At 68.3% G+C, this 25878-nt stretch carries 28 protein-coding genes; 12 read left to right on the top strand and 16 right to left on the bottom strand.

Annotation, left to right across the window (positions count from 1 at the left end):
• The first annotated feature begins 83 nt into the window (after positions 1–83).
• Positions 84–314, top strand: coding sequence for a bacterioferritin-associated ferredoxin (locus tag R6258_RS06045; protein WP_318448603.1), 231 nt, complete (start codon positions 84–86; stop codon positions 312–314).
• A 196-nt stretch (positions 315–510) separates the two neighbouring features.
• Positions 511–993, top strand: coding sequence for a bacterioferritin (bfr, locus tag R6258_RS06050; RefSeq protein ID WP_136066517.1), 483 nt, complete (start codon positions 511–513; stop codon positions 991–993).
• A 103-nt stretch (positions 994–1096) separates the two neighbouring features.
• Here bfr and R6258_RS06055 read toward each other — a convergent pair whose 3' ends face one another.
• From R6258_RS06055 to R6258_RS06075, 5 genes are all read right to left on the bottom strand, one after another.
• Positions 1097–2188 carry a 5-(carboxyamino)imidazole ribonucleotide synthase gene (locus R6258_RS06055; protein WP_318448606.1) on the bottom strand — a complete coding sequence of 364 codons (1092 nt, stop codon included), beginning with the start codon at positions 2186–2188 and terminating at the stop codon, positions 1097–1099.
• Between the two features lie 3 nt (positions 2189–2191).
• Positions 2192–2698, bottom strand: coding sequence for a 5-(carboxyamino)imidazole ribonucleotide mutase (purE, locus tag R6258_RS06060; protein WP_318448607.1), 507 nt, complete (start codon positions 2696–2698; stop codon positions 2192–2194).
• 176 nt (positions 2699–2874) lie between these two features.
• Entirely contained in the window at positions 2875–3108 is a 234-nt protein-coding gene (locus R6258_RS06065) for a DUF1653 domain-containing protein (protein ID WP_318448609.1), read from the bottom strand.
• Positions 3098–3928 carry a tRNA cyclic N6-threonylcarbamoyladenosine(37) synthase TcdA gene (tcdA, locus tag R6258_RS06070; protein ID WP_318448611.1) on the bottom strand — a complete coding sequence of 277 codons (831 nt, stop codon included), beginning with the start codon at positions 3926–3928 and terminating at the stop codon, positions 3098–3100. Before tcdA ends, R6258_RS06065 begins: the two co-directional genes overlap by 11 nt.
• Complete coding sequence (locus tag R6258_RS06075; protein ID WP_318448612.1) at positions 3925–4731, bottom strand: pseudouridine synthase; 807 nt, start codon at positions 4729–4731, stop codon at positions 3925–3927. The genes tcdA and R6258_RS06075 overlap by 4 nt, the downstream gene beginning before the upstream one ends.
• A gap of 176 nt (positions 4732–4907) precedes the next feature.
• On the opposite strand from R6258_RS06075, the gene R6258_RS06080 reads away from it, so the two are divergent.
• The 4 genes from R6258_RS06080 to R6258_RS06095 all read left to right on the top strand — a co-directional run bounded on the left by R6258_RS06080 (position 4908) and on the right by R6258_RS06095 (position 7926).
• A complete protein-coding gene (locus tag R6258_RS06080; RefSeq protein ID WP_318448613.1) occupies positions 4908–5627 on the top strand; it encodes an SIR2 family NAD-dependent protein deacylase in 720 nt (239 codons plus the stop codon).
• A gap of 162 nt (positions 5628–5789) precedes the next feature.
• Entirely contained in the window at positions 5790–6737 is a 948-nt protein-coding gene (locus tag R6258_RS06085) for a bile acid:sodium symporter family protein (RefSeq protein WP_318448615.1), read from the top strand.
• A gap of 158 nt (positions 6738–6895) precedes the next feature.
• The gene (locus tag R6258_RS06090) at positions 6896–7657 is read left to right on the top strand and encodes a tRNA-uridine aminocarboxypropyltransferase (RefSeq protein WP_318448617.1); all 762 of its coding nucleotides are present in this window, start codon (positions 6896–6898) and stop codon (positions 7655–7657) included.
• A 74-nt stretch (positions 7658–7731) separates the two neighbouring features.
• On the top strand, positions 7732–7926 hold the full coding sequence (locus R6258_RS06095; RefSeq protein WP_318448619.1) for an SEC-C metal-binding domain-containing protein: 195 nt from the start codon (positions 7732–7734) through the stop codon (positions 7924–7926).
• 8 nt (positions 7927–7934) lie between these two features.
• Here the strand turns inward: R6258_RS06095 and R6258_RS06100 are convergent, their stop codons facing one another.
• The 7 genes from R6258_RS06100 to def all read right to left on the bottom strand — a co-directional run bounded on the left by R6258_RS06100 (position 7935) and on the right by def (position 15541).
• Positions 7935–9158, bottom strand: coding sequence for a TraB/GumN family protein (locus tag R6258_RS06100; RefSeq protein ID WP_318448621.1), 1224 nt, complete (start codon positions 9156–9158; stop codon positions 7935–7937).
• Between the two features lie 118 nt (positions 9159–9276).
• Positions 9277–10725, bottom strand: a complete 1449-nt coding sequence (locus tag R6258_RS06105) for a TrkH family potassium uptake protein (protein ID WP_318448623.1) — start codon at positions 10723–10725, stop codon at positions 9277–9279.
• 64 nt (positions 10726–10789) lie between these two features.
• The gene (gene trkA / locus R6258_RS06110) at positions 10790–12163 is read right to left on the bottom strand and encodes a Trk system potassium transporter TrkA (protein ID WP_318448626.1); all 1374 of its coding nucleotides are present in this window, start codon (positions 12161–12163) and stop codon (positions 10790–10792) included.
• A gap of 143 nt (positions 12164–12306) precedes the next feature.
• Positions 12307–12522, bottom strand: coding sequence for a dodecin (locus R6258_RS06115; RefSeq protein WP_318448628.1), 216 nt, complete (start codon positions 12520–12522; stop codon positions 12307–12309).
• Between the two features lie 76 nt (positions 12523–12598).
• Positions 12599–13927: a 16S rRNA (cytosine(967)-C(5))-methyltransferase RsmB gene (rsmB, locus tag R6258_RS06120; RefSeq protein ID WP_318448630.1), complete on the bottom strand. Its 1329-nt coding sequence runs from the start codon at positions 13925–13927 to the stop codon at positions 12599–12601.
• Positions 13924–14904, bottom strand: a complete 981-nt coding sequence (fmt, locus tag R6258_RS06125) for a methionyl-tRNA formyltransferase (protein WP_318448632.1) — start codon at positions 14902–14904, stop codon at positions 13924–13926. The genes rsmB and fmt overlap by 4 nt, the downstream gene beginning before the upstream one ends.
• Before the next feature lie 130 nt (positions 14905–15034).
• Positions 15035–15541, bottom strand: a complete 507-nt coding sequence (gene def, locus R6258_RS06130; RefSeq protein WP_318448634.1) for a peptide deformylase — start codon at positions 15539–15541, stop codon at positions 15035–15037.
• A 214-nt stretch (positions 15542–15755) separates the two neighbouring features.
• Between def and R6258_RS06135 the strand changes: the two genes are divergently transcribed.
• The 5 genes from R6258_RS06135 to aroE all read left to right on the top strand — a co-directional run bounded on the left by R6258_RS06135 (position 15756) and on the right by aroE (position 20533).
• Positions 15756–16856 (top strand): LysM domain-containing protein, encoded by a 1101-nt coding sequence (locus R6258_RS06135; protein ID WP_318448636.1) that lies wholly within the window; start codon positions 15756–15758, stop codon positions 16854–16856.
• Positions 16856–17944 carry a DNA-processing protein DprA gene (gene dprA / locus R6258_RS06140; RefSeq protein WP_318448770.1) on the top strand — a complete coding sequence of 363 codons (1089 nt, stop codon included), beginning with the start codon at positions 16856–16858 and terminating at the stop codon, positions 17942–17944. The genes R6258_RS06135 and dprA overlap by 1 nt, the downstream gene beginning before the upstream one ends.
• Positions 17945–18043: 99 nt before the next feature.
• Positions 18044–18598, top strand: a complete 555-nt coding sequence (locus R6258_RS06145) for an L-threonylcarbamoyladenylate synthase (protein WP_318448638.1) — start codon at positions 18044–18046, stop codon at positions 18596–18598.
• A gap of 30 nt (positions 18599–18628) precedes the next feature.
• Positions 18629–19552 (top strand): oxygen-dependent coproporphyrinogen oxidase, encoded by a 924-nt coding sequence (gene hemF, locus R6258_RS06150; RefSeq protein ID WP_318448640.1) that lies wholly within the window; start codon positions 18629–18631, stop codon positions 19550–19552.
• 162 nt (positions 19553–19714) lie between these two features.
• Positions 19715–20533 carry a shikimate dehydrogenase gene (aroE, locus tag R6258_RS06155; protein WP_318448642.1) on the top strand — a complete coding sequence of 273 codons (819 nt, stop codon included), beginning with the start codon at positions 19715–19717 and terminating at the stop codon, positions 20531–20533.
• A 21-nt stretch (positions 20534–20554) separates the two neighbouring features.
• Here the strand turns inward: aroE and R6258_RS06160 are convergent, their stop codons facing one another.
• Positions 20555–21349 (bottom strand): M48 family metallopeptidase, encoded by a 795-nt coding sequence (locus R6258_RS06160; RefSeq protein WP_318448644.1) that lies wholly within the window; start codon positions 21347–21349, stop codon positions 20555–20557.
• A gap of 216 nt (positions 21350–21565) precedes the next feature.
• On the opposite strand from R6258_RS06160, the gene R6258_RS06165 reads away from it, so the two are divergent.
• Positions 21566–22423 (top strand): ATP-binding protein, encoded by an 858-nt coding sequence (locus R6258_RS06165; protein WP_318448646.1) that lies wholly within the window; start codon positions 21566–21568, stop codon positions 22421–22423.
• Between the two features lie 18 nt (positions 22424–22441).
• Here the strand turns inward: R6258_RS06165 and der are convergent, their stop codons facing one another.
• From der to R6258_RS06180, 3 genes are all read right to left on the bottom strand, one after another.
• Positions 22442–23845, bottom strand: coding sequence for a ribosome biogenesis GTPase Der (gene der / locus R6258_RS06170; protein WP_318448648.1), 1404 nt, complete (start codon positions 23843–23845; stop codon positions 22442–22444).
• A gap of 147 nt (positions 23846–23992) precedes the next feature.
• Positions 23993–25150, bottom strand: a complete 1158-nt coding sequence (gene bamB, locus R6258_RS06175; RefSeq protein WP_318448650.1) for an outer membrane protein assembly factor BamB — start codon at positions 25148–25150, stop codon at positions 23993–23995.
• Positions 25147–25806, bottom strand: coding sequence for a tetratricopeptide repeat protein (locus R6258_RS06180; RefSeq protein ID WP_318448652.1), 660 nt, complete (start codon positions 25804–25806; stop codon positions 25147–25149). The genes bamB and R6258_RS06180 overlap by 4 nt, the downstream gene beginning before the upstream one ends.
• Between the last annotated feature and the right edge of the window lie 72 nt (positions 25807–25878).

Below are 25878 nucleotides of genomic sequence, written 5' to 3' on the forward strand. Positions count from 1 at the left end.
CGAGCCTGTTTTTTTGCGATCAGGGTTGCGGTTCAGTATGCGAATCATTTACATTTAACTTCGCGATGCCAAGCGAGGTGTTTATGTACGTATGTCTTTGCAAGGGCGTTTCCGACAAGGCCATCCGCCAGGCGGTGGCACAGGGGGCGCGTAGTTGGCGCGACGTCCGCGAGCAGACCGGCTGCGCGACCCAGTGCGGCAAGTGCGCTTGCATGGGCAAGACGATCGCCCGCGATGCCATGGAGCAATCCGCCGCTGCGCAATCCGTCGCGATGCGTCAGCCGATGCTGGCCGAGCTGGCTTACGCCCTCTGAGCCAGTGTCGCCGGATCAGCGATCACAGTGGCCCTCGTTATGATCCGCCAACCCTTGTCATTTGCGAGTGGGTATACGTAACATATTGGCGCGATTGGACTTTTTCCTCCCTATGGACGATACTCCCAGGATCGACGATGCTGGGGCGTAGCCGTGCGTCCGGCGCTGGCAGAACAATGCGTATGAGGAGATTCCCATGAAAGGCGATAGCAAGGTCATCGAGCACCTCAACAAGGCGCTGGGCAACGAGCTGGTGGCGATCAATCAGTACTTCCTGCACGCCAAGATGTACAAGGACTGGGGGCTGCTCGGTCTGGCCAAGTGGGAATACGACGAATCGATCGAGGAGATGCGCCACGCCGACGCCTACATCGAGCGCATCCTGTTTCTCGAGGGGCTGCCCAACCTGCAGGACCTGGGCAAGCTGCGCATCGGCGAGAACACCCGCGAGATGCTCGAAAGCGACCTGGCCATCGAGCACGAGGGGCGCAACGACCTGATCGAGGCGATCGCCTACTGCGAGCAGGTGCGTGATTACGTCAGCCGCGACCTGTTCCGCAAGATCCTCGACGACGAGGAGGAGCATATCGACATCATCGAGACCGAACTCGGCCTGATCGACAAGGTGGGTCTCGAGAACTACCTGCAGAAGAAGATGCACGAATCCGACGAGGGCTGATCGTGAAGCACTCGTAAGCCGCGGTCAGATGAGCTAGCTGGCCGCAATTGCCAAAAAGGCGCCCCTCGGGGCGCCTTTTTGGTGGGCGCTGGTTGCGACCGGCTCAGCCGAGATCGTTGACCAACAGCGCTTCGACGGCTTCGATACGTTCGTCGAGCTTGGCTTCGTCGGGGGCGAGCACGGTGATGTGGCCGATCTTGCGGCCCGGGCGCGGCGCCTTGCCGTAGTCGTGCCAGCGTGTGCCCGGCACCGCGAGTACCGCCTCGCGTTCCGGCAGGGCGCCGATCACGTTGAGCATGGCGCACGGCGTCAGCCGCTCGGTGGCGCCCAGCGGCAACCCGGCGATCGCCCGCAGGTGGTTCTCGAACTGGCTGGTGGTGGCGCCCTCGATGGTCCAGTGACCGGAGTTGTGGACCCGCGGGGCGATCTCGTTGGCCAGCAGCGCGTCGCCGTCGACGAAGAATTCGAAGGCCATCACGCCGACATAATCGAGCTTACTGAGCACCCGCTGGGCGTAGTCGGCGGCGAGGCGTTGCAGCGGATGGTCGATCAATGGAATCGAGCAGTGCAGCATGCCCTGGCGATGCTCGTTGCGGACCAGCGACCAGACCCGCGTCTCGCCGACGCGATCGCGTACCGCGATCAGCGAGACCTCGTGATCGAAGTCGACGAAGCCCTCGAGAACCAGCGGTACCCCGCCCAGCTCGGCGAAGGCACCGCTGACGTCGGCACTCTCGCGCAGCACCTTCTGGCCCTTGCCGTCGTAGCCCAGCGTGCGGGTCTTGAGCACCGCGGGCAGGCCGATCTCGGCGACCGCGCTGTCCAGCTCGCCCTGGCTGTCGATGCGTGCCACTGGCGGCAGCGGAATTTCCAGCTCCTGAAAGAGCGTCTTTTCGGCCCAGCGATCGCGTGCGGTAGCCAGCGCCCTGGCGGGCGGGTAGGCCGGGCGCTGCTCAGCGAGGCGGGCGACGACCGCAGGGTCGACGTTCTCGAATTCGAAGGTCAGCGCGTCGCTCGCTTCGATCAGCGCGCTGAGCGCCTCAGCGTCGTCCCAGGCGGCGTGCAGGTGGCGGCCATGCAGCGCCGCACAGGGCGTTTCGCCCGGGTCGAGAAAGGTGAAGCGGGCGTCGAAGCCGGCGCCGGCCTCGGCGAGCATGCGGCCCAACTGGCCGCCACCGACGATTCCGATACGCATCGCTCAACGCTCCCCTGTCAAGGACGGCCGCGGATCCGGCGCGTCGAGCACGGCCCGGGTCTGCTCGGCGCGGTAACGCTCGAGCGCGGCGCGAATCTCGGGATACTTGTTGCCGAGCATCGCCGCCGCCAGCAGGGCGGCGTTGATCGCTCCGGCGCGGCCGATCGCCAGCGTGCCGGTGGGAATGCCGGCCGGCATCTGGACGATCGACAGCAGCGAGTCGACGCCGCTGAGCATGCTCGACTGGACCGGCACGCCGAGCACCGGCAAGACCGTCTTGGCGGCGGCCATGCCCGGCAGATGGGCGGCGCCGCCGGCCCCGGCGATGATCACCTCGAGGCCGCGCTCGGCGGCGCCATCGGCGTAGTCGAACAGCAGGTCCGGGGTGCGGTGCGCGGAAACCACCCGAACCTCGTGCTCGATGCCCAGCCGTTCGAGGGTCTCGGCGGTGTGACACAACGTCGACCAGTCCGATTTCGATCCCATGATGACGCCTACCAGTGCGCTCATGCTGCCTCCGCTTGGTTAGCCAGATTGCCTGCCGTGGTCGCTGAGTGGCCAGTGTGCCGGGGCCGCCGTGCCGACCCATGCGCCGCCGCCGGAAACCGCTTCAGCCGACCGTGAAACAAGCGGCGCAGTATACCATCGCCAGCACGGCAGGGCATGCGACGCACGCATGCGGAGTGTCAGGGGAAGGCCGCGACGAGGGCGAAGCGCGCGACCGGCTCGCCGGCGACCTCGACGGTCTCGACGAACATCGCCAGCGGGCGCACCCAGAGTCCATAGCTGCCGTACAGCGCGCGGTAGACTACCATCGGCTCCTCGGTCTCGCTGTGATGGGCCAGGCCCAGCACCTCGTAGCTCTGACCCTTGTAGTGACGGTAAATGCCAGGGACCGGTCGGGACGCTTCATGATGCATCGGAGGACTCCTCGCGAGTGGCGGTAGCGGCTTCACGGCGGGCGCGTTCGGCCAGGCGGGCCAGGGCCCGTGAGGCGGCGACGAAACCGAAGCTGCCGGTGACGAAGGTCGCCGCGCCGAAACCGCTGGCGCAATCGAGCCGGGTCGCCTCGCCGAGCCCCGGCTTTTGCAGGCAGACCTCGCCGTCGCTGCCCGGATAGACCAGCTGTTCGTCAGAATAGACGCATTCGACGCTAAAGCGGCGGCGGGGGTTGCGCGAGAAGCCGAAATCGCGGCGCAGCCGGGCACGCACCTTGGCGAGCAGTGGATCGTGTTCGGTGCGGGTCAGGTCGGCGGTGCGAATGCGCGTCGGGTCGGTCTGGCCGCCGGCGGCGCCGGTCACCGTCAGGCCCAGCTTGCGGCGCTTGCACCAGGCGATCAGCGCCGCCTTGGCGACCACGCTGTCGATGGCGTCGATGACGTGATCGGCATCCTCGGGAATGCGTGCCTCGAGATTGCTGGGCGTGACGAAGGCGCTGTCGGCGATCACCTCGAGCTCGGGGTTGATCGCCCGAAAGCGTTCGGCGAGCACCTCGACCTTGGGCCGGCCGATGGTGCCGTCCAGCGCGTGCAACTGGCGGTTGACGTTGGAGACGCAGACGTCGTCGAGATCGATCAGCGTCAGCCTGCCGATCCCTGAGCGGGCCAGCGCCTCGGCCGCCCAACTGCCCACGCCGCCGAGGCCCACCACCACCACATGGGCGCGCTGGAAACGCGACGCCGCCTGGGTGCCGTAGAGGCGGCGAATGCCGTCGAAGCGGAAATCGTAGTCGTCGCTCATGACGGCTCCTCGCAGGCATGGGCAGAGACGAGAGCGGCATCCGGGCGCGGTGCGTCGCTCCAGCGATGGGCGTCGGTCGGTGCATGGCCGGCCCAGCCGAAATGCGCGAACAGCCGCTGCATGTCGGATTCCAGCGCGCCGCTCAGGTGCAGCATGGCCCGGCGTCCGGGATGCCACAGGCTGAGCTCCACCGCGGCCAGCAGCAGGCGAGCGCAACCGAGCTGGTCGCGGAAGAAGCGGTTGTGCAGCCCCTTGCCGTGCTTGGCGTCGCCGATGATCGGGTAGCCGCGCCGCGACAGGTGGCGGCGAATCTGGTGGCGCCGGCCGCTGAGCGGGCGCGCTTCGATCAGCGAGTAGCGCGCCTGCGGATAGCGGTCGATGCGTACCGGCAGCTCGACGCTGTCGAGCCGGCGGATCTCGGTGCAGGCCGGCTGAGCGGGCATCTCGGCCTTGGGTCGGGAGCCATCCTCCTCGCGCAGCGGGTATTCGAGGCGTTCATGCTCGGGACCCACGCCGCGCACCACCGCCAGGTAGCGCTTGGCGACCTGGCGGGCGGTGAACGCCTCGCCCAGCTCGCGCGCCGTCTGCGGATCGAGGGCGAACAGCAACAGCCCCGAGGTCGGCCGGTCGAGGCGATGCAGCGGATAGACGCGCTGGCCCAACTGATCGCGCAGCAGCTGCAGCGCGAAGCGCGTCTCGCCGCGGGCCAGGGCGCTGCGGTGGACCAGCAGGCCCGAGGGCTTGCGTACCGCGACCAGGGTATCGTCCCGGTAGACGATCGGCAGGAGATCGCTTGCGGGCATCGTCACTGAATTCATCGAGAGCGCCAAACGGACGTAACAGGGCGGGCATTGTCGCCGCCCCGGGCCCGCTCTGTCACCCTCGGGGCGGCGGGTCGGGCGTTGGTCGACCGCGCGCGGCGATGCTATGTTCATGGCCCGCGGTCTCGAACGGCCCTGTAGCGACTAGCGAGCGATCCATGTCCGAAGATTCCAAGCCGCGCCTGGTGGTGCTCACCGGCGCCGGTATCAGCGCCGAAAGCGGCCTCAAGACCTTCCGCGACGGCAATGGCCTGTGGGAAAACCATGCCGTCGAGGATGTCGCCACCCCCGAAGCCTGGCAGCGCGACCCGGCGTTGGTGCTGCGCTTCTATGACGAGCGCCGCGAACAGGTTCGCCAGGCGCGTCCCAATCCCGCCCACCAGGCGCTGGCGCGCCTCGAGCGGGACTTCGACGTGCGCCTGGTCACCCAGAACATCGACGACCTGCACGAGCGGGCCGGTTCGCGCGACGTGCTGCACCTGCACGGCGAGGTTATGGTGGCCCGCTCGAGCGTCGACCCGCGGCTGCGCTATCCATTGCCACGCGGCGGCATCCGGCTCGGCGATCTGTGCGACAAGGGCAGCCAGCTGCGGCCCCACGTGGTGTGGTTCGGCGAAGCGGTGCCCGCCTATCCGCTGGCCTGCGATATCGTCGCCGAAGCCGACCTGCTGCTGGTGGTGGGCACCTCGCTGGCGGTGATGCCGGCGGCGATGCTGCTCGACCAGGCGCCGCTCGAATGCCCCTGCGTGCTGGTCGACCCCAACGCCAGCGCGATCGCGCCGCGCTGGGTCACCACCCTCGACGAACCCGCCAGCCAGGGCGTGCCGCGCCTGGCCGACTACTGGCTGGGTCGGGGACGGCTGACGCTCCCCGAATGATGCGTGCCCGTGCCAGGAACGACTTTCCGCCGCCCGGGCGTTACGGCATGATAGCGGGCTAAGCAATGCTCGCTATAGCGCGGCGTTGCCCAACCAGAGCCGCGCGGATCAGAGCGCATAGCGGCCATCGTCTATCCGGACTTCCAACGCCTAGGACACGTCATGTCGATCTTCGAACGCATCAACCGTCTGTTTCCCGTGTGGGCCGTGCTGCTCGCGGTCGTCGCCGCCCTGCTGCCCGAACTGTTCAGCGGCCTGGCCGGCAGCATCAAGACGCTACTGGTCATCATCATGTTCGCCATGGGGCTGACGCTCTCCAAGGACGACTTCGCCCGAGTGATCAAGTCGCCCAAACCGATCGCCGTGGGCGTGGGACTGCAATTTTTGATCATGCCGCTGGCGGCGCTGCTGGTATCGCTGGTATTGGGGCTGTCGCCGGAACTGACCACCGGCATGGTGCTGGTGGGCGCCACCGCCGGCGGTACCTCGTCCAACGTCATGACCTGGCTGGCCGGCGGCCACGTGGCGTTGTCGGTATCGATGACCATGGTCTCGACGCTGATCTCGGTGTTCGCCACGCCGTTGCTGACGCTGCTGCTGGTCGGTCAGAGCGTCGAAGTGCCGGTGGCCGGCATGCTGATGAGCATCGCCCAGTTGGTGGTCGCGCCGATCGTGCTGGGGGTGGTGATCCATCACTTGCTCGGCGCGCATATCCAGCGCGTCGAGCCGGCCCTGGCGACGCTGGCGATGGCGGCCATCGTGTTGATCATCGCCATCGTCGTCGCCCTCAACGCCGGCAGGCTGGCCACCCTGGGACCGATCGTCGCGCTGGCGGTGATCATGCACAACGCGATCGGCCTGGGCGGCGGCTACGCGCTGGCCCGGGCGCTGCGCTTCGACAAGCGCACCGCTCGCACCATCGCCTTCGAGGTCGGCCTGCAGAACTCCGGCCTGGCGGTGACGCTGGCCAACCAGTTCTTCACCGTCACCGCGGCGTTGCCGGGGGCGCTGTTCTCGGTCTGGCACAACGTTTCCGGCTCGCTGCTGGCGGGCTACTGGAAGCGCCGTCCGGGCGGCGACGAGGCCGAGCCGGCGCTGGCCTCGCGCTGACGAAGCGCGCGCAGATGGCCGTCGACGAGCTGCTTGACGGGAATCGGGGCCGGGCATGCTAGACTGCCCGGCCTTTTTATTTAGCGTTGCTACTGGTTGTTTAGCTTTGCTACTTGGATGACCGAAGCAGGGTCGCCGAGCCCGATGCGTGTGAGCCTATGGTGAATCGTTATAGCGAGCCTCGTCGTGAGCGGGGCGCCCAGCCCGGGGCCGACGCGTCGGGCGACGCCCCGCGGCGCAAGCCGTTCAATGCCCGCGGCAGTTTCGTGACGCGCTGCGAGGCGTGTCGGCTGCCCAGCCTCAACTGCCTGTGTCCCTACAAGGTGGCCGCCGCCAGCGAGACCCGCGTGTGGCTACTGACCCACCCGTACGAGCATTACAAGCCGACCAACACCGGGCGGCTGATCGGCGATATCCTGGATACCACCGAGGTCTTCACCTGGTATCGCACGGCGCCCGATCCGACGCTGCTGGCGCGCCTCGAAGATACGCGGTTCGCGCCTTTCGTGGTGTTCCCCGACGATCAGCCGGACTACGCCGAGCGCGTGGTCGGCCCCGAGGCGGTGCACGCCGCCAAGCGCGCGGGACGCATTCCGGTGCTGGTCCTGCTCGACGGCACCTGGCGTCAGGCGCGGCGGATCTTTCGCAAGAGCCCCTATCTCGAGCGACTGCCGGTATTGCCGTTGCACAGCGCGCGCACCACCCGCTACCGGTTGCGCAAGCCAGCCTCGAGCGAGCACCTGTGTACCGCCGAGGTCGCCGCCGAGTTGCTGCACCAGGCCGGCGACGGCGAGGCGGCGGCGACTCTCGACGACTACTTCGATGCCTTCAACGACAGCTACGCGGCCAGCCGACGCCACGGCAAGCTCGAGGCCCCGACCGCGGCGATGCAGCGGCTGCTGGACAGGCGCGGGCGCTGAATGGCCACGTCAGGGATTCTCTTTCGCCGCGACGACGGCGATAATGCCGCTTCGTCCGTTACCAGAGCCAGCCGATGACCCAAGCCCCCCACGTGCACGGTCCCGATTGCCGCCACACTCACGACGCGGGCCCTGCCGGCCACGTTCATGGTCCGCACTGCAACCACGGTCCGCAGACGCCGGTGCGCAACGCCTTGAAGGCACTGGGCCGCAACGACCCCTGTCCATGCGGCAGCGGCAAGAAGTACAAGAAGTGCCACGGCGGCTGAGCAGCGCGCTAGCCCAATAACTGGCCGGCGATACGCAGCCCGGCGATCCAGGTGCCGGCCGCCGAGCCCACGGTGGCGAGCAGGAACACCAGCAGCGTGCGCGAGACCCGGTTGCGCCACCAGCCCTTCAGCGAGGCGACATCGTGGCGCAGCCGCGAGAAGTCGCCGACCTTGGGCCGGCGCATCGCCAGCTCGACGCCGGCGGCGACGAAGCCCGCGCCGATGGTCGGGTTGAGCGAGGTCAGCGGGGCGGCGAAGAAGGTCGCCAGCACCGTCAGCGGGTGGGCCAGGGCGATCGCCGCGCCGAGCCCGGATAGCACGCCATTGATAAGAAACCATTCGCCGATCAGTTGCCAGCCGAGCTGGGTGTCGCGGGAGAAGCCGATCGCGAAGCCGATCAGCACCAGCACGGTAACCAGCCAGGGAATGGCCTTCCACCAGCGTGCCCGCGGCTTGATGGCGTCGAGCGCGGCGCGCTCATCGGCCGGCTCGGTGGGCAGCGGCGCCCTGAGGTGTTCGGCCAGCCCCTTGAGATGACCGGCCCCGACCACCACCAGTACCTCGCGGTAGCGCGCCGGGGTATTTTCCTCGGCCAGGCGCAGCGCCATGTAGCGGTCGCGCTCACTGATCAGCGGGGTATACAGCGTTTCGGACTGCTGGGCGAACTCGGCGAACGTCGATTCCAGCACGTCGCCCTGCTTGAGCCGCTCGATATCCTCGCTGGAGATCTTCTGGCGCGACACCAGGCTGCCGGCGAGCCCGCCGATCAGGCTGGCGCGCTGCCACCAGGGCACGTTGGCGTAGATGCGCTTGAGCGTCACGCCGATGTCGCGATCGATCAGCAGCAGCGGCAGGTCGGCGCGTCGGCAGGCCTTGACCGCTTCGCGCATCTCGGCGCCGGGCTCGATGCCCGACTGCTCGGCGACGCGCTGTTGAAAGGCGCCCAGCGCCAGGCTGGCGGCGACCATCCCGGCCTTGCCCTGGCGGAACACCTGGAACAGATCCTGGTCGGCGAGCGTATTGGGCTGGGTCAGGCTCTGGTGACGCGACGCGCACAGCTCGATGGCCACCGCGTCGAAGTCACCGGTCTCGATCAGCTCGCGCACTTCGTCGGCGCTGGCCCGGGAAACGTGGGCGGTGCCCAGCAGGGTGTAGCGGGTATCGCCGCTGACGACCACTTCGCGTGGGCCGCTGGCGGCATCCGGGGAGGCAATGTCCTGCGTGTCGGTCATGAGCGCTCGCTGGCTGAAAGGCAGAAGCTCGATTATCCATATCGCGGCCGGGCAGGCCAAACGGCGATGGCCTGGCGGGCGCCGTCGGCGGCCAGGCCAGCGAAGCCTGCTGCAGGTCCTAGCGCCGCCAGAATGCCGGGGTGAACAGCACCAGCACGGTGAAGATCTCCAGGCGCCCGAGCACCATCGCCGCGACCAGGATCCACTTGGCCAGCGCGGGGATGTCGCCGTAGTCGTTGGCGACGTCGCCGAGGCCCGGCCCCAGGTTATTGAGCGCCGCGCCCACCGCCGACCAGGCGGTGACCTGGTCGAGCCCGGTGGCGAGCAGGCCGATCAGCATCAGCAGGAACAGCATCACGTAGACCGAGAAGAAGCCCCATACCGCCTGGGCCACGTTGTCGGTGATCCGCACCTTGCCGATCTTGATCGAGATCACCGCGTTGGGGTGAATCAGCCGCACAACCTCGCGCATGCCCTGTTTGAGAATCAGCAGGATGCGCACCACCTTGATGCCGCCGCCGGCGGAGCCCGAGCAGGCACCGACGAAGGCGGCGACGAACAGCAGAAACGGCAGCGCGCCGGGCCAGGTCGAAAAGTCGGCGACGCCGAAGCCCGCGGTGGTGGCGATCGACACCGACTCGAACAGCCCATGGCGCAGCGCGGTGAAGTCGTCGTTGGTCTGGGTGATCAACAGGGTGACGATGCTGATCAGGCTGAGCAACAGCAAAAAGCCCACGAAGAAGCGGAATTCGGGATCGGCCAGGTAGTGCCTGATGCGCTTCTCGCGCCACACGGCGAAATGCAGGCCGAAGCTGATCGACGACACGATCATGAAGAACACACAGATCAGCTCGATGGTCGCGCTGTCGAAGTAGCCGATGCTGGCGTCATAGGTCGAGAAGCCGCCGATGGCGACGGTCGAGAAACTATGGCCGAGGGCGTCGAACCAGTGCATGCCGGCCGCCCAGTAGGCGAGAAAGCAGGCCAGCGTCAGTGCCGCGTAGATGTACCACAGCGCCTTGGCGGTCTCGGTGATGCGCGGGGTGAGCTTCGAATCCTTGAGCGGGCCGGGAATCTCGGTGCGGTAGAGCTGCATGCCGCCGATGCCCAGGGTCGGCAGGATCGCCACCGCGAGCACCACGATGCCCATCCCGCCCAGCCACTGCAGTTGCTGGCGATAGTAGCGGATCGAGTCGGGCAGCAGGTCGATCCCGGTGATCACCGTGGCGCCGGTGGTGGTGAGTCCCGAGAACGACTCGAAGACGGCATCGGTCCACGATAGCGCCGGGTCGCTTGCGAGCATCAGCGGCAGCGAGCCGAACAGCCCCAGTACGCTCCAGAACATCACCGTGATCACGAAGCCGTCGCGGGTGCGCAACTCCTTGCGCGCACGGCGGTTGGGCACGTAGAGCAGCGCGCCGGTCGCCGCGGTGATGGCCAGGGCGAAGGCGAAGGCTTCCCACACGCCGTCGCCGAACAGCCACGAGATCAGGATCGGCGGCAGCAGGGTCAGGCTGAACAGCATCAGCAACAGCCCCAGGATGCGCAGGGTCACGCGGGGACTCAAGCGCGCAGGTTCCTTGTCGAATGGGGCATCGTAACCGGCCAGTGTCCGTGGTTCGAAAAAGCGCTCAGAAGAAGGTCAGGCCGACCTGGAACAGACGTTCCACGTCGCGGATACGCCGCTTGTCGACGACGAACAGGATGACATGATCGCCGGACTCGACGATCACGTCGTCGTGGGCGATCAGCACCTCCTTGCCGCGCACCACCGCACCGATGGTGGTGCCCGCGGGCAGGTCGATCTCGTCGATCGCCCGGCCGACCACCTTGGACGAGCGCGAGTCGCCGTGGGCGATCGCCTCGATCGCTTCGGCGGCGCCGCGGCGCAGCGAGTGCACATTGACGATGTCGCCGCGTCGCACGTGGGTCAGCAGGCCGCCGATGGTCGCCTGCTGGGGCGAGATGGCGATATCGATCTCGCCGCCCTGGACCAGGTCGACGTAGGCGGCGTTGTTGATCAGCGTCAACACCTTCTTGGCGCCCAGGCGCTTGGCCAGCATCGACGACATGATGTTGACCTCGTCGTCGTTGGTCAGCGCGCAGAAGATGTCGCAGTCCTCGATGTTCTCCTCGATCAGCAGCCGCTTGCTGGTCGCGCTGCCGTGGAGCACCACGGTGCGGTCGAGGCGCTCGGAGAGCATCGTGCAGCGCTCCAGATCGTGCTCGATGATCTTGACCTGATGGCTGTGCTCGAGATGCTCGGCGAGACGCTGGCCGATGTTGCCGCCGCCGGCGATCAGTACCCGGCGGAAGTCGCGCTCGACCTTGCGCAGCTCGCTCATCACCGCGCGAATGTCCTTGCGCGCGGCGATGAAGAACACCTCGTCGTCGGCCTCGATGACCGTGTCGCCGCGCGGGATGATCGCCCGGTTGCGGCGATAGATCGCCGCCACGCGAGTATCGACATTGGGCATGTGGCGACGCAGAAAGCCCAGTTCCTGGCCGACCAGCGGACCGCCGTAGTAGGCCTTGACCGCCACCAGCTGGACCTGGCCGCCGGCGAACTCGAGCACCTGCAGCGCGCCGGGATAGACGATCAGCCGGCGAATATGGTCGGTGACCACCTGCTCGGGGCTGATCAGCACGTCGACCGGCACCGCGTCGTTGGCGAACAGTCCCTTGCGGGTCAGATAGGCGGCGGCGCGCACCCGGGCGATCTTGGTCGGGGTGCGGAACAGCGTGTGGGCGACCTGACAGGCGACCATGTTGACTTCGTCGGAGTTGGTCACCGCGATCAGCATGTCGGCGTCTTCGCCGCCGGCCTGGCGCAGTACCATCGGGTAGGAGGCGGGCCCGGTCACGGTGCGGATGTCCAGACGGTTGTGCAGATCGCGCAGCCGCTCGGTGCTGGTATCGACCACCGTGATGTCGTTTTCCTCATGGGCGAGGTGTTCGGCCAGCGTGCCACCCACCTGGCCGGCGCCCAGAATGATAATTTTCATCGTTGTCGGGTCCGCGTGCGCAAGGTCCGGGATTGGAGAAGAGCGGTCAACCGGGTTCGCTCTTGAACGCGAGCAAGCATAAACCAGTCGGGCGGGGCGGGGACAGGGCCCGGTGGGCCGGGCCCGTTATTTCCATAGGAGCCTCACTCGGGCTCGCTGAGCGTGAAGCCGACCTTGACGGTGACCTGCCAGTGCATGATGCGGCCATGCTCGATGTGGCCACGGGTGTCGGTGACCTCGAACCAGCGCATGTCGTGCAGGCTCTCGTTGGCCCGGGCGATGGCCTGCTCCACGGCGTCCTCGATTCCCTTGGGCGAAGACCCGGTGAGTTCGATGTGCTTGTAGACGTGGGTGGACATGGGCAACTCCTATGCCGGAATGAGTGCGGCCCGCGGCACGCCGAGGCGTTCACGGACCCATCACCCAGTATAGAGGCTAGCCACCGGGGCCTGTCGACTCCTTGACCAGCCGGGCGTAGTAGAAGCCATCATGGCCACCGGCCTGGGGCAACAGCTGGCGCCCGGCCCCGGCCGGGCGGCCCCAGTCGGCGTCGATCGGCGTCGCCCGGGCATCCGCGGTGCGTGCCAGGAAGGCGGCTATCTGCGTGCTGTTTTCCTCGGGCAGCACCGAGCAGGTGGCATAGAGCAGCGTGCCGCCCGGCGCGAGCGTCTCCCACAAGGCGTCGAGCAGACGCGCCTGCTGACCGGCCAGCGTGCGGATGTCGCTGGGCCGGCGCAGGCGCTTGATGTCGGGATGACGGCGGATGACTCCGCTGCCCGAGCAGGGCGCGTCGAGCAGGATCGCGTCGAACGCCTGGCCATCCCACCACGTGAGCTCGCCGGCGTCGGCGTGGACCAGCGTCGCCGTCAGACCCAGCCGTGCGAGGGTGGCCTCGACGCGCGACAGGCGTTGGGCGTCGCTGTCGAGTGCGGTGAGCGCGATATCGAAGGCTTCGAGCAGGTGCGCGCTCTTGCCGCCCGGCGCCGCGCAGGCGTCGAGCACCCGCGCCCCGGCCCGCGTCTCGAGCGCCGGGGCGAGCAGCTCGGCGGTGAGCTGAGCGGCTTCGTCCTGCACGCTGACCTCGCCCGCGCTGAAGCCGGGCAGCGTCTGAACGTCGCACGACTCGTCGAGGGTCAGCGCCTGGGCGGCATGCGCCGTGGTGCGGGCCGCCGAGCCGGCCTCGACGAGTCGCTCAAGATAGGCCTCGCGCGAGGTGCGGCGGCGGTTGACGCGCAGCGTCATTGGCCCTGGCTGGTTGTTGGCCTCGGCGATCGCTTGCCAATCGTCGGGCCAGGCCTGGCGCAGGGTCTTGAGCAGCCATGGCGGGTGCAGCAGCGCCACGCTCGGATCGCGATCGACCTTGGCCTGGAGTGCCTGGCTCTCGCGCTGGAAGCGCCGCAGGCAGCCGTTGAGCACGCGGGTCGCCCAATCCTTGCCCAGCGAGCGTGCGGCGCCGCTGGTTTCGCCGACCGCCGCGTGCGGCGGCACCCGCATGTAGAGCAACTGGTAGAGACCCAGCAGCAGCAGTGCCTGGACATCCAGGTCGCGACGCTTGAAGGGCTGGCGCAGCAGCTCGCTGGACAGCGCCTCGAGGCGGGGCAGGGCGCGGCACACGCCGTAGCACAGCGCCTTGGCGAAGCCGCGATCGCGGTTGGCGATGCCCGCCGCGGCGAGGCCGCCGTCGAGATGGCCGAGCGAACCCTGGCCGTCGAGTACCGGCACCAGCAGGCGCGCGGCGGTGGCGCGAACGTCGGTCTGGCTCATGTGCTCGGCTCCTCCCGGGTCAGTCGCTTGCCGGGCGTGAAACGCTCGCCGCGGGCGTTGAGCAGGTCGCGTACCGCAAGCGGCTTGCCACCCGGCAACTGGGCGCGAGTCACGCGCAGCACGCCGCGGCCCTCGGCGCCGCAGGCGATGCGCAACGCCTCGCCGTCGTGCTCGAGCAGGGTGCCGGGCGTGGCGGCGGCGGTTTGCTCGCCGGCCTCGGATTCGGCGAACCACAGCCGCAGCGGGGCGCCGTCGAGCGTCGTCCAGGCCACCGGCCAGGGGTTGAAGGCGCGAATCCTGGCGGCGAGTTCCACCGCGGGGCGGGTGAAGTCGAGGGCTGCCTCGGGCTTGGATAGCTTGGCGGCGTAGGTTACCCCGGCGCTGGGTTGCGGTGTGGCGGTCAGCCCCGGCCCGGCCAGCGCGTCGAGCGCGCTGACGATCGACTCGCCGCCCAACGCCGCCAGTCGGTCGTGAAGAGCGCCGCCGGTGGTGGTGGCGTCGATTGCCGTCTCGTGGGTCAGCAGCATGTCGCCGGTGTCGAGCCCGGCGTCCATCTGCATGATGGTCACGCCGCTCAGCGCATCGCCGGCCTCGATGGCGCGCTGGATCGGCGCCGCGCCGCGCCAGCGTGGCAGCAGCGAGGCGTGGACGTTGAGACAGCCCAGCCGCGGGGCGTCGAGTACCGCCTGCGGCAACAGCAGGCCGTAGGCGACCACCACCATGACGTCCGCCCGATAGTCGGCGAGCTCGCGCTGGGCCTCGGGGTCCTTGAGACTCTGCGGCTGGTGGACCGGCAACTGGTGCTGCTGGGCCAGCGCCTTGACCGGGCTGGGCGTGAGCTTGCGGCCGCGACCGGCGGGGCGGTCGGGCTGGGTGTACACGGCGAGCAGCTGGTGCTGGCTGGCGAGCAGCGCTTGCAGGCTGTGCGCGGCGAAGTCGGGTGTGCCGGCGAAGATCACGCGCAACGGTCGGGTCATCGAAAGGGCCTTGCTGACGGGAGACGCCGCCATGGTAGCGGATCGCCCCGCGGACGAAAAACGCCGGCGCCCCTCAAGGGCCCCGGCGCTCGTAAGATACGACGTAACCAGTTATGGATGGCGGACGGCGTCAGGCCATCTGCTTGTGGCGTTTCTGCATCTTCTTCATGATGCGATCGCGCTTGAGCGGCGACAGGTAGTCGACGAACAGCCGACCTTCGAGATGGTCGCACTCATGCTGGATGCAGTGCGCCAGTAGTCCGTCGGCATCGAGTTCGTAGGGCGTGCCGTCGCGATCCAGCGCCTTGAGGTGCACGCGCAACGCGCGCGGGACCTCGGCGTAAAACTCGGGAATCGACAGGCAACCTTCCTGTAGTGGCTCGCGTTCGTCGTCGAGCGGCGCGTACTCGGGATTGATCAGCACCCGTGGCTGGGACTGGTCGTCGCTGACATCCATGACGATGACGCGACGGTGCCGGTCGACCTGCGTGGCCGCCAGGCCGATGCCGTGCGCGTCGTACATGGTTTCGAGCATGTCGTCGATCAGGGTGCGCACCTCGTCGTCGACTTCGGCGACCGGCGCAGCCTTGGTGCGCAGGCGTTCGTCGGGGAATTCGAGGATCTCTAGCTTGGCCATGGCGTTGAAAATACCGTTTCGGGTTAAGCAGGGATATGTACCGTATTGTAGGACGCGGTAGCATGGAACGGAACCATGCCCGGAATATCGCCATGATAGTTTAAGACTATGCGCGGCATTGACGATAATGCTTGGACACGCCGGACCCACGCCACTGAGCGATTGGCCGGCGTTAAGCGACACCGCTTGATATCAGAATAACGAGGCGCAGGGGATGAGTGAACAAACTGCCGGCGGACGCCGGCGCTGGCTGGCGGCCTGGGGCGTGGTCCTGGGTACCGCCCTCGGCGGGTTGCTGCCGCTCGAGATCGCTGCGGCCGCCACGCTGCGCGACGATGCGCCGAGCCGCTACACCGTGGCGTCGGGCGATACCCTGTGGGGCATCGCCGGCCGCTTTCTCGCCCATCCTTGGCAGTGGCCCGAGGTGTGGGACGGCAATCCGCAGATCGACGATCCGCATTGGATCTATCCCGGCGACGTGGTCTATCTCTACCACGAGAATGGCCAGCCGCGGCTGGGCCTGGAGCCCGGTCAGGGCGGTATCGTGCGGCTCTCGCCCAAGGTTCGTGAAGTGCCGCGTCGCGAGGCGATTCCACCGTTGCCGCTGGAAAGCGTGCAGCGCTTTCTCGAGGCCAACCGCATCGTCGGCCCGGGCGAACTCGACAATGCCGCCTACGTGATCGCCGGCGACGACCGGCGGATCGTCAGCGGCGCCGGCGATCGCATCTACGTACGCGGCGAGTTGCCACCCGGCGAGCGCTTCGGCATCTATCGCCGCGGCCAGCGTTACCTCGATCCCGATAGCGGCGAGTTTCTCGGCCTCGAGCTGGAAACCCTCGGCGAGGCCCGGCTGTTGCGCCGCGACGGCGAGGTTTCGCTGCTGCGGGTCACCATGTCGCGCCAGGAGATTCGCCAAGGCGATCGGCTGCTGGCCCAGGAATCGCTGCCGGTGACGCCGGCCTTTCAGCCCCACGCCCCCGGGCATCCGCTCGAGGGCCACATCCTGGCGGTGCCGGGCGGCGTGCAGTTCATCGGTCGGCTGGATGTGGTGGCCCTCGACCTGGGCCAGCGCGACGGCCTGAGCCGTGGCGCGGTGCTGGCGGTGGAGCAGCAGGGCGAGACGATCACCGACCCGCAGACCGGCGAACCCGTGCAGTTGCCCGGCGAGGATGCCGGCTGGCTGATGGTGTTCCGACTCTACGACCGGGTCAGCTATGCGCTGGTGATGCACGCCACGCGCAGCCTGGCGGTCGGCGATCGGGTCCACGCGCCGCGCAGCGAGGACCTGCTCGCCGGGGCGTCGCTGCGGCCGTGATGCCCACACCGGAGTGTGCGCTGGCGCTGGCTCACCTGCCGGGCATGGGGCCGCGCCGGTTGGCCGAGCTGCAGCGCCAGGCGCCGGACTGGCCGCAGGGCTGGCTGGCCATGCTGCCGGCGCCGGCGCGGGACGCCCTGCGGCTATGGCTCGATCACCCGGCGCGCAGTCCGCTCTCGGTGCTCGTCGAGCGCGCCCTGGCCTGGCAGGCCGCGGCGGCCGATCAGCATCTGCTCTATCCCGGCCACGCCGCCTGGCCGACGCTGCTCGACGAACTTCCCGACCCGCCGCCGCTATTGTGGGCGATCGGCGATCTCGACGCGTTCGAGGCCCCGGGGCTGGCGATCGTCGGCACCCGGCGCCCAACCCGCGAGGGACTCGGCAATGCCGCACGCTTCGCCGGCGAGCTCGCCACTGCCGGATTGTGCGTGACCAGCGGCATGGCGCTGGGCATCGACGGGCGCGCCCATCAGGCCGCGCTCGATGCGCGGGGCCGCAGCATCGGCGTGCTGGGCTGCGGCATCGATGTCACCTACCCGGCGCACCACGCCGAACTCTATCGGCGCATGCGCGTCGAGGGCGGGCTGCTGCTCAGCGAGCACGCCCCGGGGACCCGTGCCAACCCGGCGTTCTTCCCGCGCCGCAATCGCTTGATAACCGGGCTGTCACTGGGCGTGCTGGTCATCGAGGCGGCCGAGAAGAGCGGCTCGTTGATCAGCGCGCGTCTGGCCGCCGAGCAGAACCGCGAGGTGTTCGCGCTGCCCGGTTCGCTCAACAATCCGCAGGCCCAGGGCTGCCTGGCGCTGCTCAAGCAGGGGGCGACGCTGGTCAGCGAGCTCGCCGACATCCTCCTCGAACTCGGTCACTGGGCCACGGCCGACACCGCGCCGGAGACGGCGACGAACCCGTCAGGCCCGACGGCGCCGAGCGGCGATCCACTTCTCGACCTGCTCAGCGGCTCGCCGACGCCGCTCGACCTGCTGATCGAGCTCTCCGGCAGGGACTTCGGCTTCTGCCAGCAGCGCCTGCTCGAACTCGAACTCGAGGGCTGGGTGAGCCAGGCGCCGGGTGGTTGGGTGCGGCGCTGATCCCGGTCAAGCGCCACGGCTGCCGGGGCGCGCCGGCGCATGCTAGACTTGGCCGCGCCATTACCGCGCGTCGGAGCTCGTCGAAGGGAGTCCCGCCTAATGTACTCAGCCGCTATCCTGCAAACCGCCGTCGCCCGCCTGCGTGAAGGCGGGCTGATCGCCTATCCCACCGAGGCGGTGTGGGGGCTGGGCTGCGACCCCGACGATCCGACCGCGCTCGCCCAGCTGCTTGCGCTCAAGCAACGCGATCCCGCCAAGGGACTGATCCTGATCGCCGCTTCCATGACCCAGCTCGAGCCCTGGCTGGACGGGCTCGCGGCGCCTTTGCGGCAACGGCTGGCCGACAGCTGGCCGGGCCCGCTGACCTGGTTGGTGCCCGACAACGGCCGCTCGCTGGCGCTGCTGCGCGGCGATCATGACCGCGTCGCCGTACGCGTCAGCGATCATCCTGGAGTGATCGCGCTGTGTAGCGCCTTCGGTGGACCGCTGGTGTCGACCTCGGCCAATCGCGCCGGCGAAACCCCGGCCCGCGACGCCGCCACCGTGCGCGACTACTTCGGCGATGCGGTGACGATCCTCGATGGCCCGCTGGGCGGCCAGTCCCGCCCCAGCCGCATCCGCGACCTGAGCAGCGGCGAGTGGCTGCGCGAATGAGCGATTCTTAACCGACCCAAGGAGATTTGCGTGTCCCATCCTCATCTCGACACCGTCAAGCGCTACCTGCTCGACCTGCAGGATAACCTGTGTCAGGCGCTGGCCAGCGAGGACGCGGGGGCGGCCTTCCGCGAGGATTCCTGGGAGCGCGCCGATGGCGGTGGTGGCCGCTCACGGGTGATCGAGAACGGCGCCGTGTTCGAGAAGGGCGGGGTCAATTTCTCGCACGTCTACGGCGCCACGCTGCCGCCCTCGGCGAGTGCCGCGCGTCCCGAGCTCGCCGGGCGCAGCTTCCACGCCGTCGGCGTCTCCTGGGTAGTGCACCCGCGCAATCCGCATGTGCCCACCAGCCACGGCAACGTGCGCTTCTTCATCGCCGAGAAGCCCGGCGAGGAGCCGGTCTGGTGGTTCGGCGGCGGCTATGACCTGACGCCGTTCTACCCGGTGCACGACGACGTGCTGCACTGGCATCGTGTGGCCCGCGACGCCTGCGCACCGTTCGGCGACGACGTCTACCCGCGCTTCAAGCGCTGGTGCGACGAATACTTCTATCTCAAGCATCGCGACGAGACCCGCGGCGTCGGCGGGCTGTTCTTCGACGACCTCAACGCCTGGGACTTCGAGACCTGCTTCGGCTTCCAGCGCGCGGTGGGCGACAGTTTCCTCGACGCCTACCTGCCGATCGTGCGGCGCCGTCGCGACGACGCCTACGGCGAGCGCGAGCGCGCCTTCCAGCTCTACCGGCGCGGGCGCTACGTGGAGTTCAACCTGGTCTGGGACCGCGGCACGCTGTTCGGCCTGCAAAGCGGTGGGCGCACCGAGTCGATCCTGATGTCGATGCCGCCGGTGGTCGAATGGCACTACGGCTGGACGCCGGAACCCGGCAGCGCCGAGGAAACGCTCTACCGTGACTATCTGCGCGCGCGTGACTGGCTCGGGGAAGACACTGAATAATCATCTGCACGAGCGAATCGCTGCGTTACGCGGTTCTGGTGCGCCAGCCCGGTCGAAATCCTCCTATAAACCCATAGGTTCCGGTTTCTGTGCTCCGGGCGCCTTGCGCTTCGCATCGTTCGCCGGTTTATTCAGCGCTTCCCGGAAACTAAGGAGAGATTGATGAGCGATCGCTACTGCGTGTTCGGCCACCCGGTCGGCCACTCCAAGTCGCCGCAGATCCACGCCGCCTTCGCCGAGCAGACCGGCGAGGCGCTGAGCTACCAGGCCATCGAGGCGCCGGTCGACGACTTCGCCGGCGCCTGGCGCGCGTTCGCCGCCGCCGGCGGGCGGGGCGCCAACGTCACCGTGCCGTTCAAGGAGGACGCCTGGCGCCTGGCCGACGTGTTGAGTCCACGAGCGCAGCGTGCCGGCGCCGTGAATACGCTGCTGCTCGACGAGGCCGGCAGGCTGCACGGCGACACCACCGACGGCGTCGGGCTGGTCGGCGACCTGGTCGCCCACGCCGCACCGCTTAAGGAGGCCCGCATTCTGGTGCTGGGTGCCGGCGGCGCGGTGCGCGGCGTGCTCGAGCCGCTGCTGGCGGCCGGCCCCGCGCAGCTGGTAATCGCCAATCGCACCGCCAGCAAGGCCCGCGAACTGGCCGGGGACTTCGCCGAGCTGGGGCCCATCGAGGGTGGCGGCTTCGAGATGCTGGCCGACGAGGAGCGTTTCGACCTGGTGATCAACGGCACCAGCGCCAGCCTGGCCGGCGATCTGCCGCCGCTGCCCGATGCGCTGTTCGCCGCGGACGGGCTGGCCTACGACATGATGTACGGCGTCGAGCCGACGGTATTCCTGCGCTGGGCCGCCGAGCGCGGTGCGCGTACCGTCGACGGCCTGGGCATGCTGATCGAGCAGGCGGCGGAATCGTTCTATCTATGGCGCGGTGTCCGGCCGGACACCGCGGCGGTGCGCGAGCGGCTGCGGCGCTCGCTGTGACGGAAGACGCTGCCGGGCGGCTCAGCCCGGGCGCTGGCAGTTCGGCGTGCGACCGCTGGCCTGGGCCTGCTGGTAGGCGTCAAGCGCCCGGTCCATCTTCGCCTGCAAGTCCTCGATGCGCTGGCCGTGGCTGGGGTGGGTCGACATCCACACCGGCGGCTGGCCCTGGCTGTTGGCCTCCATGTTCTGCCACAGGTTGATGCTCGCCCGCGGATCGAAACCGGCCTGGGCCATCAGCTCGAGCCCCAGAACGTCGGCTTCGCTCTCCTGCGTGCGCGAGAAGGGCTTGATGATGCCGTATTCGGCGCCCATGCCGAGCAGTCCCATCAGTTGCTGGCCGCCCTGGCTGTTGATGCCGGCAGCCGATTGCAGCACCGCCAGTCCGGTCTGGGTCGCCGCCTGCGTCGAGACCCGCTCGTTGGCATGATGGGCGAGCACGTGGGCGACCTCGTGACCGATCACGGTGGCGAGTTGATCCTGGTTCTTGGCGACCTCGAGCAAACCGGTGTTGACGCCAATATGCCCGCCGGGCAGCGCGAAGGCGTTGGCCGAGTCGTCCTTGAAGACCTTCACCTCCCAGTTTTCGCCGGTATTCGCGGCCTGGGTGACGGCCTGGGCCACGCACTGCACGTACGCGGCCGTCTGGCCGCCGACCGTGGGCAGTTGCTGCTGATACTGAGCGAAGCTCTGCTCGCCCATCTGATCGAGCTCCTGGTCGGAAAACAGCGTCAACTGCGAACGCCCGGTCGGCGTCTGGCTGCAGGCGGCCAGCGTCAGTACCAGCGCTCCGACGGCGCCACGGATCTTCCAGTGCATCGCTTGTCTCTCCTTGCTGTGCGTGCCGATGACTCGGTCATGCGTCCATTCGTTGCGGTCTATGGACCGCGACGCTGATCGGCTCCAAGATACCCCGATGGGCTTAGGGGTCAACCGGGATGCACCTAATATGCCCCTCGGGAACGAGTTCCCTCCCACTGAAATGAGTGGGAGCGAACTCATTCGCGATCGATTACCACAGAGGAGATTGCTTGAATGGATGCCGAGCTCGCACAGCGACTGCATCGCTTGCTCGACCGGGTCGAGGAGGCCCTGCCGCCACCGGCCCCGGCGGTCGACTGGGAACGCGATATCGCCGCGCTGTGGCAGCGCAACGCGCTGGGCGGCCAACTGATTCCGGTCGCCACCCGCGACGACGTCAGGCTCGACGACCTGATCGGCATCGAACGCCAGAAGCGCGAGCTGCTGGCCAACACCCGGGCGTTCCTGCACGGCCGGCCGGCCAACCATGCCTTGCTGTGGGGCGCGCGCGGCAGCGGCAAGTCGTCGCTGGTGCGGGCGCTGCTCAACAGCCTGGCTGGCGAGGGGTTGCGGCTGATCCAGGTCGATCGCCATGACCTGATCGGGCTGCCGGCGATGGTCCAGCGGCTGCGCGATACCCGGCACCGCTTCGTGGTGTATTGCGACGATCTGTCGTTCGAGGGGCACGACGATGCCTACAAGGCCCTCAAGAGCGTGCTCGACGGCACCCTCACCGGGCCGCCGGAGAACGTGCTGCTGTATGCCACCTCCAACCGCCGCCACCTGCTGCCCGAGGCGATCGGCGACAACGACGCCTCGCGACTGGTCGACGGCGAGCTGCATCACGGCGACGCCGTCGAGGAGAAGATCTCGCTGTCGGATCGCTTCGGCCTGTGGCTGGCGTTCCATCCGTTCAACCAGGACAGCTACCTCGAGGCCTGTCGCCACTGGGTGGCGCATCTCGCCGACGAGGCGCGCTGGACCGAGGAGGCGCGGGCCGAAGCGGTCCGCTATGCCACCCTGCGCGGGGTGCGCAGCGGGCGTGCCGCCTGGCAGTTCGCTTGTTACTGGGTGGGTAGCGCAACGCCATAGCGGGCGGGGCGCCGGCGCTCAGCGGCGGTTCTTGCGCGCCTCGCGGCTGCGTCCCAACTCGCGTTTCTTGGCCTTCTCGCGATCGCTGGCGCCGGCATCGGGATCGTAGGGGTTGTCGCCCGAGCGAAATTCGAAGCGGATCGGCGTGCCGCGCACCTTGAGCACCTTGCGGAAGGTGTTGGTCAGGTAGCGCTTGTAGGCTTCCGGCAGCGCCTGGGTCTGGTTGCCGTGGACGACGATGATCGGCGGGTTGCTGCCACCCTGGTGGGCCATGCGCAGCTTGATGCGCCGGCCGTGGACCAGCGGCGGCTGATGCTCGCTGACCGCGTCCTGCAGTAGGGTGGTCAGGCGGTTGGTCGACCAGTGGGCGGTGGCGGCCTTGAAGGCGCGCTCGATCGACGGGTAGAGATCGCCCACCGCGGTGCCGTGCAGCGCCGAGATGAAGTGCAGGTCGGCATAGTCGGCGAAGCCCAGCCGGCGCTTGATCTCGCTGCGCATCTTTTCGCGCTGTTCACTCTCCAGGCCATCCCACTTGTTGACCGCCAGTACCAGTGCGCGTCCCGAGTTGAGCACGTAGTCGAGCAGGTGCATGTCCTGCTCGACCAGGCCGTTGCGGGCGTCGAGCACCATCACCGCGACATGGCACTCCTTGATCGCGTCCAGTGTCTTGATGATCGAGAACTTCTCGGCGGTCAGGCTGACGTTCTTGCGTCGCCGCACCCCGGCGGTGTCGACCAGCACATAGCGCCGCCCGCGCCGTTCGAACGGAATCTCGATGGCGTCGCGGGTGGTGCCGGCCTCGTCGAACACCACCACGCGCTCCTCGCCGAGCAGCCGATTGACCAGCGTCGACTTGCCGACGTTGGGCCGGCCGATCACGCCGATGCGGATGCCGCGTTCGGCGTCGGGGGGCGGCGCCTGCTCATCGCGCTCGGGGAAGGGCGCCAGTACCTCGTCGATCAGCGCGGTGACGTTGCGGCCATGACTGGCGGCGATCGGGTGGGGATCGCCCAGGCCCAGCGTCCAGAACTCGGCCATCGCCGAGTGTTCCTCGAGACCGTCGGTCTTGTTGACCACCAGCCAGGTCTTCTTCTGGTTGACCCGCAGGTGGTTGGCGATCGCCTCGTCGGCGGGGATCAGCCCGCTGCGCGCATCGACCAGGAACAGCACGATGTCGGCCTCGTCGATGGCCAGCAACGACTGCTCGGCCATGGCGGCGTCGATGCCCTGCTCGTCGCCGCTGATGCCGCCGGTGTCGATGACGGTGTATTCCTTGCCGCCGAGCTGGCCGTTGCCGTACTTGCGGTCGCGGGTCAGGCCGGGAAAGTCGGCCACCAGCGCATCACGTGAGCGAGTCAGACGATTGAAAAGAGTCGATTTGCCGACATTGGGCCGGCCGACCAAGGCGATCACGGGATTCATGGGGTGGCGAAGCTCGGAAATAGGTCAGGAATGGGGTGGCAGATGCCAGGGGCGCGATTCTATCATCGCCGGCGCCCCGGCGCCCACTCATTGCGAGGCGGGCCAGGGCAGGGAACCGGCGGGCCGGGCGGCCCGCCGGCTGACGGTTCAGTCGCTGTTGCGTTCGCGCAGGTGATAGGCGGCTAGCTCGCCGTCGTCATCCATCACGTAAAGGCGCTGGCCGTCGGCGAGCGGAGACAGGCTGATCGCCGTGCCGAGCTCGCTGCGTCCCACCAGCTCGCCGCTCTCGGCGTCGAGCAGATGGACGTAACCCGCGAAGTCGCCCACCGCGATGTGCCCGTCGATGAAGGTCGGCGAGGTCAGGCTGCGCCCCTCGAGGGCGTCGGATTCCCACATCACGCGGCCCGACGCGGCATCCAGCGCCAGTACGTGGCTGTCCTCGTTGACCGTGAACAGGAAATCGCCGACCAGGATCGGCGTCAGATAGCTCGACGCCTCGCGCTCCCAGAGGATCTTGCCGGTGGTCGCCTCGAGCGCCAGCAGGCGGCCGTTGTAGCTGGTCACGTAGAGCCGCCCGTCGCGGGTCAGCAGCGGTTGGCCGTCGAGATCGACCAGCCGGTCGACTTCGGTGCGCCCGGTCGGTACGGCGACGCGCATGTCCCACAGCGGCTGGCCGCTGCGGTTGTCGAGCGTCACCAGCCGGCCGCTGGCAAAGCCGGCGAAACTGACCTGGTTGATCACCCGCGGCGTGCCCGTGCCGCGCAGGGTCAGCGCCGGTTGGCTGCTGGTGTAGACCCAGCGCTCCTCGCCGCTGGCGCGATCGAGCGCGGTCACTGCGCCGTCGACGCTCTGCACCACGAGCAACTCGCTGTTGGGCTGCGGCGCGGCGAGCACTTCGCTGGACACCCGCGAACGCCAGACGATTGAGCCGTCGTCCTGGTCGAGGGCCAGCACTTCACCGTTGCGGGTACCCAGGTAGATCTGCCCGGCCGCCGCCGTGAGGCCGCTGGAAACCGGCGTGTCGAGCTCGATCTGCCACAGCCTCTCGCCGCTGGTGGTGTCGATGGCGCGCAGCAGCCCCGACTGGTCGGCGGCGAACAGGCGATCGTCGTCCAGCGCCGGTGTGATCGGATAGCGGGCCACGCCCAGGCCGTCGCCGATCTCCTGGCTCCACTCCCGGGTCATCTCGACCTGGCGGTCGATATCGGTCAGCGGCTTGGGCGGATACTGTGGCTCGACGTTGCCGGTGCAGCCCGCCAGCAGCGCCAGCGTGAGTGTCGGAGCGAGCAGTTGAGCGAGTTTCATAGGGTGGCGTCCTCCGCACCGAGATTGTCGAGCTTGAGCTGCACGCCGTAGACCGGTTGCTCGGACTCGCGGGACAGCGTGAGGGCCTGCTGGTAGGCTTCGCGAGCCTCGTCGGGGCGCTCCAGCGCGACCAGCGTATCGCCGCGGGTAATCGCGCGCTGGGCGGCCAGACCCTCGGGGATGCCGGCCTCGAGGGTGCCGAGCGCCGCCTCGGGCTGCCCGTCGGCGAGCTGGATACGCGCCAGACGCAGGCGCGCCAGGCCCTTGAGGTAGTCGTCGGCGTCGCCGTCGATGACCTGCTGCAGGGCCTGACTGGCGCCTTCATGATCATCGGCGGCGATCTCCAGGCGGGCCTGGATCAACATCGCGAGCTCGGCATAACGGGTGTCGCCGTATTCGTTGACCAGGGTATCGATAAGCCCTTCGGCCTGGCTTATGGCGTCGTCGCCGAGATCCTGCTGGCCGGCCAGTGCAATCAACTGCTGATATTGCGCCGAGGCCGCCTCGGCCTGCGAGTTCTGGTAGCTCTGCCAGGCATTCCAGCCGAACACGCCGGCCGCGGCGACGACGACGCCGATGATCAGCGAGGTGCCGTTGCTCTTCCACCAGCGCTTGATCGCATCGAGCTGTTCTTCTTCCGTTCTAAGCTCCGCCACGGGCGGTCTCCTTTACTGTGCATTCGGCGCCACTGGGCATCCGGGTCTACTGTGCTTTCCGGCCGCGGCGCG

It is taken from the genome of Halomonas sp. HP20-15, from assembly GCF_033446685.1.
Classification (GTDB): domain Bacteria; phylum Pseudomonadota; class Gammaproteobacteria; order Pseudomonadales; family Halomonadaceae; genus Modicisalibacter.